Source organism: Grimontia sp. AD028 (genome assembly GCF_000973155.1).
GTDB classification, from domain to species: Bacteria; Pseudomonadota; Gammaproteobacteria; order Enterobacterales; family Vibrionaceae; genus Enterovibrio; species Enterovibrio indicus.
This window is the reverse complement of sequence record NZ_LASY01000006.1, coordinates 1-14,793: the sequence shown is the minus strand read 5'-3', so window position 1 is coordinate 14,793 and position 14,793 is coordinate 1. Positions and strand designations below refer to the sequence as shown.

The window sequence follows — 14,793 nt, the reverse complement described above, 5'->3', positions numbered from 1 at the left end:
CCTTTAGTGAACCTGCTCAGCTGTTGTTGATGGTTTTGGCTCACTTTCAGACAAATTAATATCTTCCAACACGTTTCGAGCACGCTCGACGTAGTAGTTGTCTGAATCAGCCGTGGCAACCAACTTGTTCAATAGGGTTTTCGACTCGGAAACATCTTCAATGGTGAGATGCAACAAGGCTTTGTGGAATAAAACTGGAGGATAAGTACCGTCTTCTTTCAATACGACATCCCAACATTCGGCAGCTTTCTCAAGTTCATTCATCTCGCGATAAACCATGCCTAGCTGGAATCTTTCATGCAAACGCGACGGCGTTCTTTCCAAAAGGAGGGCGTAGTGATCTGCTGCCAGGTTAAATAAACGTAGCTTTGCGTAAACACTACCAAGCATTGAATCCAGTTCATCTGAAACAACGCTCTGTTTAGTAAGGTATTTGAGTTTTGCTAAGCCCTTGTCTAACTGTTCTTTTTCAAGATCCAGTGCTGCAAGCGCCAAAAGTTCTTCCGTGGAGAATAGTTCTAGATACTGCATAGTCTTTGTCCAACCGACTGCTTTATTGTGTGTCCGAATTCTCTAACAACTCATCGGACTTTTGTAATTTGGTTGTACAAACGATAACGCATTTTCTGAGTTAGAAAATGGGGAAAAAGCGGACATGTCTGAATTTTTTACAGATCGAACACAATTATTACCAATGAGAAATGTTATCCAAGTAGCGAAGAGGTTTCAGAAAGGATGATAAAAGTTGGAGTGTTACATACTCTTTTCAGATTAGTACTGATTTGATCACTCAAACTAGGCCGATTGACCTAAGGATCTGTAAGGTTTTGTTTGTGTATTAAAGTATTAGTACACTTATTGGTCAGTTTCAATGCTTTAAACAGGGATTGTTTTAGACCTGCAATTGGAACAATAGCTAACGGCAGTGATCGAAATTTTTGGTCTTAACGAAGGCAGACAAGTTTGAGGTGGGATGCAGGGGTATTTCTGGGAAGGACGATTTAAGAGTCAGGCACTGCTGGACGAAAAAGCGTTAGCGGTTGCGAAGGCCTATGTTGATTTAAACCCTTTGCGAGCGGCAATGGCAGATACGCCCGAACAGTTTGACCATACGTCAGTAAAAGGGAGGATTGAGTCGATTAAAAATAATGAGATGACGATCCCTGACTTGTTCCCGTTTGCCGGAAACCCGCGCGAAGCGATACCCGATGGATTATTTGGAGCTGGTTGATTGGACTGGGCGCCAGATACGCGATGACACACGCGGCTATATCAGCCGTGCTTACCACCCATTCTTGTAATGGTTGGGGTTTGACAAAGCCGATTGGCTAAACGCCTGCACCCAAGTAGAAAGAGGCAGATTAATTGGCAGCAGCCAAGCCATTAAAGCTTCACTGCCTCACCTAGACCGAGGGTAACTTTCAGGGCTCAGATTACCTGACAGCTAAACCTTCTCCTCAACCCACTTCGCCCAATTTTACACAGCTAACAGGCCATCGTTTGTTTTCAGGCTGTCTAAAAGTGTCTGTCTCTGTTTTCTGCCTGACAGCTAAACCTTCTCCTCAACCAGCTTCGCCCAATTTTACACAGCTAACAGGCTATCGCCTGTTTTCGTGCTGTCTAAACCTTACAAAGTTACCAAGATTTAAAGAAATCTCTACCTAACAACTCATTTTGAGCACCATTCCTTAAAGTTAAACCATAAAACAGTCACTTACTAACAGACTAGTCATCACATTTCTCTTAAAGTGCCTGTCTCTGTTTTTTAAAGCAGAGAATCGACCTAATTTGCTGTCTGGGAGCAGTTTACCACTACAGATTTTTGCTCTAATAGTGACTGTCCTTTTAGTTGTTTTTCCCTGTTTTGCTCTCTAATGGTGACTGTCCTGTTAATTTATCTCCTTTAACTTGATTCACTAGCCAGTCAATCCTTGAACTTAGAACCCCAGCTCCAAACATTATACCGATTTGTTCTACCACTTATTTCAACAGTGGAATTCTCAATAAAAGCTTTACCTTTTATTGAGAATCCAGAAAAGCCAGTTTCTTTTGAGAACTCTGAAGTTATACACTCGCCGTTAAATCTGAATTCGTTAGGAGAAAGCCCTTCCTTCAAAAGTAATCGAACTTCAGCTTTTGCTGAAGAGCCTTGCTCAGTTTCTCTGATGAAGACTCCAAACTTTTGACCACTATCTAAAACAAACACCTCAACACCCAAACATTCTGAGGCTTCTTTCTCCAACTCCTCTAACAGAGGAAGAATCGCCTTTTCAGAAATAAGCTTCCCAGCTTCATTTAATAATTCAGACATAATCAATCCAGCCTAATATCATAGATAGGAATATCACCAAATACCTGTTGATATTTATTAACTATATTTGGCTTCGTTTTACTTGTAGTAATATCAAAACCAGAAACAACAGGGTGTAAATTAAACTGATTTGCATCTGATGAAATATCAATAACACCAGCATCTAACCGCTTAGACCCAGGATATGCAAATAGCTTTGGATCACCAGAAGAATTAGTTATTAGTGAAGTATCCGGACCGCCTCTATGAAGATAAATAAAAGCAGGAACACGCCCTTCCCCTTTAAGTGCTGCCGGTTGAATTTCAATTCTGTAATCACTATCAACTCGTTGCAATCGATTATCTACAGCTTTTAGGTAATCTTCAAAGATTGCTTCTGCTTTATACGGGTCACCACCAGAGTTTCTAAGTGCTCTTTGGCCCAACAATTCCACAGACTCATTTATTGCACCAAGATCTCCACCATAATCCAAATGCCTCTGATTTATGGTTGGAGCAACATCATTCCCCCATCCAGACGTAAGCTTACTCGCATAACCTGCACCTTTCAAACCGAATGCAAAGTCAAACGCTACTGGTCCTACCGTTTCCCCAAAAGCAAAGAAGTTACCACTAGAACCATTCGTCCACATATCTGAGAAGTAGCCGTATACACCATCGGCAAGAGCTTCGCCTCTTTCGTACATTCGACTTTGGGCATCGCTATCCCAATTATATGTTGCATCCCAAGAGTCGCTTACAAAGCTTTTCGTTGCATCCCATATCGCGGAGCCGTAACCAAGAGGGTCATCCCAGAAGCGAGACAAACCTCCTGTAATGCTTTCCGCAGCACCAAACACACCGCCTGCTACAGTCGCCTGAACAAAGAACAGCTGACCAACACCATCATCGTAGAAATCTGAGATTGCTGAACGATGGTCGTTTAGCCAACCATTCATCGATCCAAAGAAGTTGGATTGTTTGTAACTACTCTCGGAAAGATATACATCATATGGACTGACATAATCACTTTTAATGTATGGGTCAAAAATCCCATCCGCTTGCTGATCAAGCACTTCTGTGTTGACGAATGCTTGAGGCTCGTCGACAGATAAATCGCTATCATCTAACGATATATTTCCATCAAGCAGTCGAGATTCTTCGTAAGCGGCCCAATCTGAATAACTAATAAAATCAGCTTCTGAACCCGGGGGAACAAACACGCCGTAACTATCTGAAATATATTTCTCATATGCTTGACGACTGAAACTAGCATTTGTTGAGGCGGTTAGACTGTTCCTCACATTCTGTAACTTAACATGATCAACCACTGCTCGGCCCAACACATTCCCAAACGAATCAACAGCCATCATCCCAGCATTATCGCTAAACGATTCCCCCCTCAGAACAGAGGCTGTAGAACTGCTGGCAAAACCACTTAGGTAGTCAATTGCATAGGTGTTTTCCAGCCCCATTTGACTGAGATAGCCCGTTTCACCGCCAACTTTCGAGCCTACAAGCGAACCAACAACGGATGCTGCAAGATTCTTCCAACTAAAAGACACGTCTTGTCCCAGCACTTTGGAGCCCAGATAGTTCGCGCCATAGCTAGCTGCTGAATTAGTCAGAATTTCCTTCGTGCCTGCCAGGGAGGAAGAGTTGACACCTGCTGTTGCTGCACCTGCGACTGCTGACAAAGCCACTTGTTTCCATGAGAAACTATCGACTTCGCCGAGCGCCATCCCCACTAATTGTGACGCTGCTGAGCCAGCCGCTGCACCTGCTGCACCTGCGACAGCAGTAGAAGCTCCCAACTCAACGCCAACGTAATAGCCCGTGTAATAAGCCACCACAACCGCCACAACCACCATCACGATCTGTGCAATCGGGTTACAGCTCTTCTTCGGTGGTGGCGGCGCAATGGGGTCTGGATTCACATTGCCCAGCACCTCACTTTCGTTGTAAGGCTTGAAGCTCTCTGCGCCATTAAAGGTCTGGGTATGTTGGTTCGGGATGACCAGCAGTTTGCCTTCAGTCAGTGGTTCCGTCGGTGATAAGCCGTTCGCATCCGCAATCAGATACCAGTAGCGGCTGTCGCCATACACCATTTGCGCGATACGCTGCAGGGTGTCATTGGTGGCCACGGTATAGGTGCCCGGCTGTTGGCCTGCGCTGCTACCGCTGTCACTCAGAAGGTCCGCATCAACACTGCCAGTCCCGATATGCGCAAGCGGGTTACCCCCGGTAGAAAGCTCCGCCGTGAGTGTGCCGCCAGCGACCTGCAGGGCGATTTGACCGTTGAAGTCTGTCAGTACCTGACGTTCACTGTCGGCTTTGGTGCTGGTCACTTTTTCAAGGTGGCCTGCACTGTTGTAGTGGAAGGTGGACGTGCCCGGCGTGAAATTCTTGCCATACGCTCTGCGGGTGGTGGTGGCTTCCACGGTTTTTTTCTGGAAGTTTTCACGTCCCTGGTAGGCATAGGAGTGAGTATCAACCACCGCCTTACCGTCCACAGTCAGGAAGGTACGCTGAGCGGCAAGCTGACCGCTGTAGTGATAATCCATCCATACCGAGATTTCACTTTCCCCGGTGGTGTTCATGACCTGGTTATAGAGCTGCCCGTCTTTGGAGTACAGCATTGACGAAGTCGTGGTTTTGCTGGATTTCAGCGTGGCCACAGTGGGTGACGTGTCAATATTCTCCCGCGAGTAGGTGTAGGTGCGTGTCACCTCGGTGCTGCGCTCAGCATGCCCTGACAGGCTGTTAGTCTGGCTCAGGGTGCGGGTGTTGTAGCGCGTTCCGTTGACGTATTCGTACTCGCTGACACCGGCAATATGCCCGTTGTTGTCATAGCTAAGCTGGGTTTCGTTTTTCACCGTCTCGGAGAGCGTTTGGGTATCTTGATAGGTGTAAAAGCCTTGCCAAGGATTGTAGCCGTTGGCCGTAAATTCAACCTCGCGCTGCTCCACATCCCAGCTCTGCTCGGTCACTTTCTGTCCCAGGGCGTTGTAGGTGATACGTCGGTCACCTGCGCGCCCCTGGATGCTACTTAACGCCACATCGCTACTGCGGGTGTGTGACCCCACCATGCGGTTATCACCGTCATAGTGATACCAGCGGGTACCGGACTGCTCACCCGTGGTCACCACCTTGCGGCGGTTGCCCACTGCATCGTAATAGTATTGCACTGATGAACCAGTCAGCGTATGTACCACGTCCGGTTTCTTTACGTCCTCCCAAGTTCGGTAAGCGTCACCGTCCTCATCGTAGTGCGTTGTCCAGACACGCTCGTATTCATCAATGGCCTCGGTCTGCTGTATCTCACTGGCCGTGACACGCTGAATCCGCCCCTGTGCATCCCAGTCCGTGACCGTCACCAGTTTATGTCCCGTGTCTGTCAGGGTACGGTTCCTCTCCCGCCCATTGACATCGTAGGTATACGATTCGCTCTTGCTGCCCGTCGTCTGGCGTTTGAGCAGGCCATTGTCCCAGTACTCATAGCTCTGGCTGATGGCCCCGGATTTGGTTTTGAGTTGCCCGAAGGCATCATAGCCGTAGGTTACGGATGTGCCGTCATACAATGTCTGGGTGGTCAGCCTGCCGTGGACATCGTAGTACGAGGTTTTGGTGGCCTTGACCGCCCCAGTCTGCAGCCAGGATTCGGTCTTGCGGTTACCAAAGCTGTCGTAGGTGTAGCGCTTGTGCTGACCGCCACCCTGGGTTTCCAGAACCCGGCCTGCCGCGTCATAACGGGTGAAGATTTCATAGCCTGACGCCCCCTGCCACTGTTCGTGGTAGCGCTGTCCTGCCTGGTCATAAGCGTACTTGGCGTAGACTTCGAGGTACCCCTTGCTCTGGCTCACCTTGGCCCGGGTCAGTAACTGACCGTTATTGTCATAAGTGAACACTTCCCCCTGACCGGCGGCATTGACCCGCGCTATCTCGTCCCCGTAGGCATTGTGGTAGTAGTGGGTGACCCCGTCGGCCCCGTTCACGTCCATCAGTTTCTGGCCGGTGAGGTCATAGTAACTCTTCTGCCACTGCCCATTCGCGTCCTGCACCGCCAGGCGGTTGCCCTGATGGTCGTAGTACATCAGGGTCACCGGGCGTTTCGTGACGCTTGAGCCGTCGGCACGGATAACCTCCACCGCCGGGCCCACCTGCTTGATGACCTGGTTGGCATGGTTGTACATGAAGGTATGGTTATGACCGTTCACGGTCTGGGTCAGCACATTGCCCCAACGGTCATGGGTGAGTGTCACCACTGAGCGTAGCGGGGTCGCGGCATTCACATCCTGCGCCGGGCCGGTTTCCCGGGTAACATTGCCAAGCGGGTCGTAGTCACGGGTGGTGGTACGGGTGCCTTCCACGGTTTCCGCCGTGACCTTGTCCAGCCAGTTGTAGCGGTAGCCGGTGGTCACGCCTTTGACGGTGTTGTGGGTAACACGGCCCAGGCCGTCATAGACATAGCTTTCCTGTACCTTGCCGTTGTGGTGTTTCTCTTCAACTTCACCGTAGGCGTTGTAGATGACGGTCTCGATGATGTCATCTGCGTTGTTGACCGAGACCGTGGTGCCCCGCTGGCGCCCGGTGGCATCATAGTGGTAGGTCACTTCACGGGTGTGTTGATAGCCGTTGCCGCTGACAGCAGTGCGTTCACTGGTAACACGATTCATCGCATCCGTGGTGATGGCGGTGTAATGACCTTCTGCATCCCGGCGGCCGATAAGGCGGCCTTCGTCATCAAAGTACTGTTGGGTCACCCGGCCTACCGGACCATCCACCCGGGTCGCCAGTTGGTTACCCTGCGCATCATAGAAGTAGTCGGTACGCTGGTTGGCAATAAGCCGCTTGGGCAGGTCGCCCTTAAATCCCAACTCCAGGCCATCAACCAGGTACTCGCGTGCCTTGCCCCAACTCGCCACCAGGCGGCCCAGGGCATCGTATTCGTAAAGGGTCCGGTCTGCCGCGGTATAGTGGGTCTCCGGGTTGGTGGTGCCTTCCTCTGTCACCGTGATGTACATGCGCCCGGCATGGTCATGATAGGTGGTGGTGATAAGGTCGTGGGTGACTTCCTCGACCAGGGTGCCATTGTGACGGTGGTAAGTCACATTGTGCAGCGTGGTCTGCTGTCGGTTCCCCCGGTTGTCGTAAACATAGCTCTGGTGACGCTCGGTGGTATCGACCGTCTGTCGCCAGCTGTTCAGGGCATCCAGTGTCCATTCACCGTGGTAAGGGGCCGTCAGTTCACGCTGGGTTTTGAGTTCACCGTAACCGTTGTAACCATAAAGGGTGACATCCCCTGCTGCATTGCGGCTTGCCAGCAACTGACCCGCCACGCTGTAAAGATGCGCCTGGGTGGTGACCGTCGTCAGCACGTCCCCGTCCTGATAGCGCTGGGTCACCGCCACAGTCTCCCCGAAGGCATTCAGGCTACGCTCGGTCTCGCGCTGCAGGTTATCCACGGTGCTGCGCTCCACGGTCGCACGCAGTTGGCCCCGCAGGTCATAGCGGTAATCGAGAGCACGCTGCGCGCCGGCATCTGCTGCGAAGGTGGTCAATGCGTCAAGGGTCAGCGGCGTATCATTGACACGTGCACCGGCATAGGCGGCGCTGTAGCGCACTTCGGACGCTTTCTGGCCAAGGCCGTTATAGCGGTGCTCGGTCACATACCCCAGCTCGTCCACGTCAAAGCGCAGACGCCCAAGGTCGTCGTACACCTTGTCGCGGCGGTGCCCTTGCGCATTGATGTTGATGGTGGCCTGATGGATGGCGTCAAATACCACGGTGCTGCCGGCAATGCCGTGTGACTGCGTCTGGTTGCCGTTCACATCGTACACGAAGGTGTTGGCTGCCTCGTCTGCCGTGCCTTTGGCGGTGACGGTGCCGATAACGTTCCCCAGGCTGTCGTACTGGTGTTCGGTTCTCAGGCGCCCGATATACTGGGTCAGGCCGCCTTGCTCGGTACGCTCGCTGTAGCTCACCAGCGCTGATACTTCCCCGATAAGCTGACCACGGTCATCGTACTCGTAGGAGGTGTCGTTGCTCGCCACCTCTGCGTTCACCTGACGTTTCACCAGGTACTGGCTGAACTGCACCAGCTGCTCGGCATCCGACAGGGTCTGGGACGCATTGAGCTTGGCCATCTCCGCGTCGTGGATAAACTGCTCCGCCTGCAGGTGCAGGCTCATCGCCACATTGAGGTTGTCCTGGGCTGAGCCCAGCTCGGTAGAGGCGTCAAGCAGGGACGCCTGTGCTTCGTTGTAGTGACCGCCAGCCACATTGATTTCCTGACGGGCCGCCAGCACCAGCGCTTCTGCATTGGCTTTGTCGGTTTCTGCCTGTGCCAGCAGCGCCCGGGTGGTGTTGACAGAGGCTTCTGCCTCTTTACGTGATGCCACCGAATCGGCCAACGCAGCTTCCGCTTCCGCAATGTCCACATTCACCCGCGCCAGGGCCGCTTCACCGTCCGAGATGGCTGCTTGAGCCGTGTCCAAAGCCAGTTGCGCCGCGGTTATCTGTTGCTCGGCTGTATCGATTTCATTTTGCATCGTGCGATAAGGGTTCAGCCAGTTTTCTATGCCCGTAATTTTGGTTTGGGCACGACCAACATCTTCATATGCTTTTTTGTAAGCATTCAACGTGGTTCTGATAGTTTTAAGGCCGTTTATCGCCCTGCTGGCCCACGTTTTTATTTGGTTTTTGGCGTCGTCGTACCAGTTATCTCTTCTCCTCTCCAATTCATAGAACGATGGGCAAGAATGATTGCCGTCTCTATCCGAGAAAGTGTAGTTTCTTAGCAGCGGGCCATCTCTCCTCCTGTCCATGCCATTAACGGTGCGGTAAAGATGATCCAACAGGGCCATTTGACCCTCTATTTGTTCAATTTTTGTTGATGTAATCGTTGGTTGATTGATGACATCCAGTATTGAACGCATCAGCCGCCGAAAGTTGCCCTCGCTTGATAAGTCAACTCTGGATGCTTTTCGGTCCAGTGCAGTTCTAAAGTCAACCGAAGCTGAAGAGATTTTATTCCCGTCATACGGCAACATGCTGAACGCCCCTGCACCAAATTCAGTAGCGCTGTCCCACCCTATGTATGCTGGAATGTAAAGTGCCCTGTTTTTAGGCCGGTTAAATATGCCTAAGACAGCGCCCTTTGCTTTCGATAGATTTTCATTTGCCCTTTTTAGCGCCTTATTCGCCTCAAATAACTCAGTTTCTTTATTCGTAATATCCTGAGCATGCTGGGTTAACACCGCCTCATTGGCGCTGATTAAATGACTCGCATTTCTGATGATAGTCTGGTTATCAACCTCGATAGCTTCTCTGTCGACCTGAGAGGAAGTCAGGATGGTTTTCTGGGTATACAGAGAAGTCAATGCGCCGACCTTGGCTGCTTCAACCGCTAATGCATCGGCCTGCATGACTTCTTCGTCCGCTAAGGTCTCTCTGAGCGCGCTTTCCTGAAGACGCAGACGCGCAGCTTCCTCCTCCAAGGCTTCATATTCTGCCCGTTTGTCTGCCATGGCTGTCAGTTGCGCTCCTATCTCTTCGGACAGCAGTGCCACTTCCTGCTTGAGGTCAGCCACCTGCTGCTTGTTGACCTCGACGTCTTCTGCCGCCTTCTCCCTTGTCGCGGTCGCTTCGTCAAGATTACGCAGGGAGTTGGTGACCAAAAGCCCCAGAGAGTCGTCACCCGTGAGAGCAGTTAAGGTTGACTGTTGCTGTGCGAGTAGCGCCTGCTGTTGGTGGATAAGTAAGGTGAGCTTGTCCTGAAGGGTTGGATTGGAAGGGTCTTCTGCCAGCTGGGATTCCACGGCTTCGATGGAAGCCGCCAATGCCTGAAGCTCAGTCAGGGTACTGTTGGACATCGCCTGAAGCTCAGCTTGAGCCAGAGTTCTGGCTTCCTCTTCAACACGGGCCTGCAAGCCCGCCAGTGCGTAATCACTGCGGTCACGTTCATTAATCAGATTGGCGATGACGTTGGCTTTGCTGCCAATCAATGCCACGCTGTCCCTGACACTGGTTAACCGGGTAAGTTGGTCTGTCGCAATCTCTGTTGTTAACGCATCAACAATCGCAAACGCTTCTTCGGCTGTGTACTGGGGCGGTAACCCCGTGGCAGGGTCAATACCATCAGGGTATCTGGTGTTCCATATACTCGTGGCATGACTGAGCGTCATCTTGTTTTCCAGACGCGAGTTGATGGCGTGCTCTCTCGCATCTATCTGAGTGAGCGCATTCTCCCAATGCGCTGCCCTACCCGCCAGTTCCGTGACAGAGCTTTCATTGACCCCACTTTGGCGAAGACGTTGCAAATCACCCGCGTAAAAATACATATCATTGAAAGATTCCCAGTAATAGCTGCTATCCGGTATATTTAAAGTGCTTTTTACCGAATTCCTTATCGTATAGTAGTGACCTGCGTTGTATGAAGCGGCATGATAGTGGAGTATCCTCAACGCTTCTTTTTGCTCTGGCGTACAAAAATAGTCATAGGTTTCTGATGTACCATAGGTTGGGAATGGGTGGTAATTACTCATTTGCGAGTGCCACTCTAACTCCGTCTCAACCTGGTCTGAGCTAAAGTGCGAATCCAGGGCCGCCAATTCGCTGGATATCGCCACATCCAGCCCGGCACGCTGTGTGGTCAGTGTATCCAGCGCAACCGCTGTGGTCAGCTGGGTTTTTGCCAGATAGGCATCGGCTTCGAGGGTATTGAGGTGTGTGAGGGCGTCTTCTACCAGGAGGGCGTTATTGATGGCATCTTGCACCGATTGCAAGGACGTCAGTGTGTCATCCAGCTTGGCGAGGTAAGCCGCACCTGCTGTTTCTGCTTGCTCCCTCGCGGCAGCAAGGCCTTCCTCGGCACTGTGCATTGCCTCATAGCGGATGTCGCCTGTGTCAGGGTCAATCTCCTGATTACGCTGTTGCCACAGTATTTCAGCCTCTTCCAGGGTCATAAAGTGCTCTGGCACAACAAGGATGGCAGCTTTTAGCTGGCTGAGCGTATTAATGAAAGCAGCGTTGTCTTCGCGGTAACGAACCAGTTCAGCATTTTCCGTACTCAACCCCGCCGTGTTAGGCAACAGGCTGATGTGCTGGGTAAGCGCCTCAGTCAACGCACCCATATTGGTTGGCACAGCGTCTGGTGACAGCCCAATTAGTACCTGTTCATAATGTGCAGAGAAATCGTCGAAAGACCCTGCCTCACCAAACAAAGACTGTAATCTGCTGCGCTGTCTATCTTGAGCAAGCGCTTCAAAATACGCTTCAATCGATTCAACTGCCGTCAACCGTTGTGCGATTTCATTGCGCTTGCTCTCAGCGTCGGTGCGCACCCTTTCCAGGGTGGCATCCAACAGCGCTTGTGTGGTGTACTCATCCGCCGATGGCAAGTCAACTGGCGAATAGGTACCGGTGTAGGTATTACCGGGGTTGCTCTCCCTTAAGGACTCGGCTTCTTCTAAGGTCAGAAAGTTTTCAGGCAGGGTGGACAAGACATTATCAATGGCTGTCAGGTCTGATGACCACTGCTTTGCGACTGACAGGATTTTTGCAATGTCATTGTCGTCCCAGTCAGACTGCCCGAGGAATGTATCTAGGATTTGACTGTTTTCACCAAATGCGGCCTTGTTGACGTGTGGCTGCACAAGCTCGTCGAAACGTTTTCCGAAGTGGTGGTCGTAACCGTAAAGCATTCCGTAATATTGATGCTTCCAATAAGGAAAAAGCTCACCAATAAGAGGGGCATCCGCCGTGTTTACCGAGTCACTCCCCCTTCTCAGGTAGTGGTCATAAGTGCCCTGAAACGTGGTTAAATCGGCTTTCTCACCAAACAAACTATAAAGTTTCGCGCGCTGTCTGGCTTCTGACAGTGACTGGAAAAATTGTTGAAGGGACTGAATATCTGAGATCTGCCGAGAAACAGTGCTGCGCGAACCCTGAGAATTAGTTTCAACAGCGGCTAGTATTTCATCCAGTATTTCCTGCGTCGAGTACTCCTCCATCGAAGGAAAATCAACCGCATCAAGACCTTGATATGTATTCCCAAGATTATTTTCCCGTAGCGATTGCGCCTCTTCCAATGTCAGGAAGTCATCTGCCAGTGTTGACAGCTCGATGTTAATAAGGGAATAGTCAGCCATGACACTTTCGGTCAGGGCAATGGCTTCAGCCACATCACTGTCACTCCATTCCACCTGTCCTTTCAACGTGTTTAAGCGGGATACATCACCGGAGAACGAGTCAATGTTAACCACGGAGGAAATACGCCCATTAAGATGCGAACTGTAGTGGCTGATGTAACCGTGCAGATAGCCATAGTTCTGACTTCTATAGTAAGGGAACACTGCACCAATATAGCGCCCTATGTCTCCAGACAAACCCACTCCTGAATGAGCCTGACTAGAAATGTTTCCTACCAAATCCATCTCAGCTTTAATCGCCGCCGCTTCCTGTCGATAGCTGTAGAGCTCTTGCGGATCGGCAACATCCAACGTTGTCTGCGCCGTGATGAGATATTGCTGAGCCTCATCAAAGTTCAGTGCCGGCAGGTAACTGGCCGGCAAAGCCTCGATGTCCTGCAGTATTCCCGGCTGGGCATACTCCCCAAAGTAACTCAGTGACAGTCGGTAGTTGTTGTCGTTTTCCGTCTCAAGCGCGTCCAGGTAGGCCTGATGTGCCACCGCCACCGCTTCATCCCACTGCGCAGCGGTCATTATGGAGGCGCTGGCCGTGTCGGCCTCACTGGCCGCTGATGCCACCAACACCTCATGGGCGTTGTAAGTCTGAAGCTGCACCAGCAACTCAGCCTGCTCGGTTAACCGGGCATTCTGCTCACTGACCAGTGCTGCCAGTCCGTCCAACAGTGACGTGTTATCCGGGTCTGCCGCCAACCGGGCCTGCTGGTCACGTATCTGTACCGATAACACCTGCAGTTCCGCCGACACCTGTCTCAGTGACAGGGTCAGTGCCTCGGTGGCCTCTGATTCTTCCCTCACCGCGATGAGAGATTGCAGCTCACTGACGTCCGCATCCGCCGCTTCCAACGCCGTGGCGGCATTGAGCGTAGTGGTAAGCTGGGCTTCATACGCCGATAAGGTTTCGAGCAAGGTTAGGATGTTCTGCTTTATGGTTTCACTGCTGGTTTCTGCCTGCGTTTTCGTGGCAGCCAGGGCTTCCTCCAGGGTATACGCCGGGGCGCTGCCCGCCGGATGGCGGGCCGCCCAGATGTCGCTGGCATCATCGAGCGCCCAGAAGTGGTCGGCTACCTTGGACAGGGCTTCCAGCATCACCTCGAACGTCGCTTTGTGTGCCTGCAGGTCATTGAGCATCGTGTTGAGGGAGCTGCTTTGCAGTGCCCCTTCCAGCTCCACGTCTATCAGTTCAAGGTTCGATAGCAACTCTGCCCGCAGGACGTAGGACGGATTGACCTCTGTATCTTCCGGCAGCAGGCTGGCATACACCCGCTCAAATTGCTCACCAAAGCCGTACACAAACGTGTCTGCATCAAACAGGGTACGCAGCTCGGGCCAGGCGTCCCCGGCATGCATATAGAGATGGGGTTTTACCGGGTTGGTCGCGACGTTTATCTTGGTTTCGAGCCCATGACCACCGGCCAGGTAGGTCTGGAAGGCGGTCTGCGCTTCATAGGCCGCGGTCTGCGCTGCCCCGTATTCAGTCTGCGCCACCGCCAGCGCGGCATTGAGTTCATCCAGTGTACGGATGTCTTCAATGTCTTGCTGCCCCGCCAGCGGGTCGGTCTCCACGTTCACCACCGAGCCCAGCGCGATAAACGCATTCCGGGCTATCTGCGCTTCCATGTTGTTCAGGCGCATCTGCACATCCAGCAGGGTCGCTGCCGTCTGTGTGTGGGAGGCGGTCGTGTAAGCCAGCGTCAGACTCGCTTGTTCATCCTGACGGACGGCGGCGTCGATATCGGCCAGACGGGCGAGTGCCATGGCGATGTCCGCTTTGATACCGACATCCGCCTCTGTCTCCAGTCGGGCTTCCAGTGTCGTCTTCAGCTGATGGATAAGTGCCAGTGCGGTCTGCGCGGCTGTCTCAGACTCTGTTGATAAGGCTATCGCACCTGTCTGTGACGCAAAGTCGTCGGCCATGTCTGGCAAGAGTTCAGTGATGACGCTCTCTCCCACCAACGCCTGTACGGCGGCTTCGGTGACGGCTTTCTGCGCCACGGCTTCGTCATAAGCCGCACTCGCCGTGTCAGCCGCTGACTGCGCGTCGGCCAGCTCTTCGGCATACTGCACCCGAAGCTCGTCTTCCTTGGTCTCTATTTCCTGCCTCAGTGTCAGGATGTCCTGCTTGAGGTTTTCCTGATAGGCCGCCTCTTCCCGCACTTCCAGGTAGAGGTTGTCGATGCGGGTCGCCGCGTCATTGATGTCCACGCCCAACGCATCATTGGCTGCATCGGTGCTGGCAATGTCCTGCTCCAGCGTTTCAAGCTCTGCATTGAGTGCATCAATGCGCGCCTGCTG

General features: G+C 52.0%; 3 protein-coding genes and 1 pseudogene. 1 reads left to right on the top strand and 3 read right to left on the bottom strand.

Annotated elements, in window-relative coordinates; genetic code table 11:
* Window positions 1–3: 3 nt before the first annotated feature.
* Complete coding sequence (locus RN22_RS01315) at window positions 4–531, bottom strand: lipopolysaccharide assembly protein LapB (RefSeq protein ID WP_046302781.1); 528 nt, start codon at window positions 529–531, stop codon at window positions 4–6.
* Window positions 532–979: 448 nt separating this feature from the next.
* Here RN22_RS01315 and RN22_RS25375 point away from each other — a divergent pair.
* Window positions 980–1,418 (top strand): annotated as a pseudogene (locus RN22_RS25375) (alpha-amylase family glycosyl hydrolase); the annotation flags it as partial.
* A 506-nt stretch (window positions 1,419–1,924) separates the two neighbouring features.
* On the opposite strand, the gene RN22_RS01305 reads toward RN22_RS25375, so the two are convergent.
* Window positions 1,925–2,311 (bottom strand): hypothetical protein, encoded by a 387-nt coding sequence (locus tag RN22_RS01305; RefSeq protein ID WP_046302780.1) that lies wholly within the window; start codon window positions 2,309–2,311, stop codon window positions 1,925–1,927.
* A gap of 2 nt (window positions 2,312–2,313) precedes the next feature.
* The gene (locus RN22_RS01300; protein ID WP_231590824.1) at window positions 2,314–14,703 is read right to left on the bottom strand and encodes a hypothetical protein; all 12,390 of its coding nucleotides are present in this window, start codon (window positions 14,701–14,703) and stop codon (window positions 2,314–2,316) included.
* Between the last annotated feature and the right edge of the window lie 90 nt (window positions 14,704–14,793).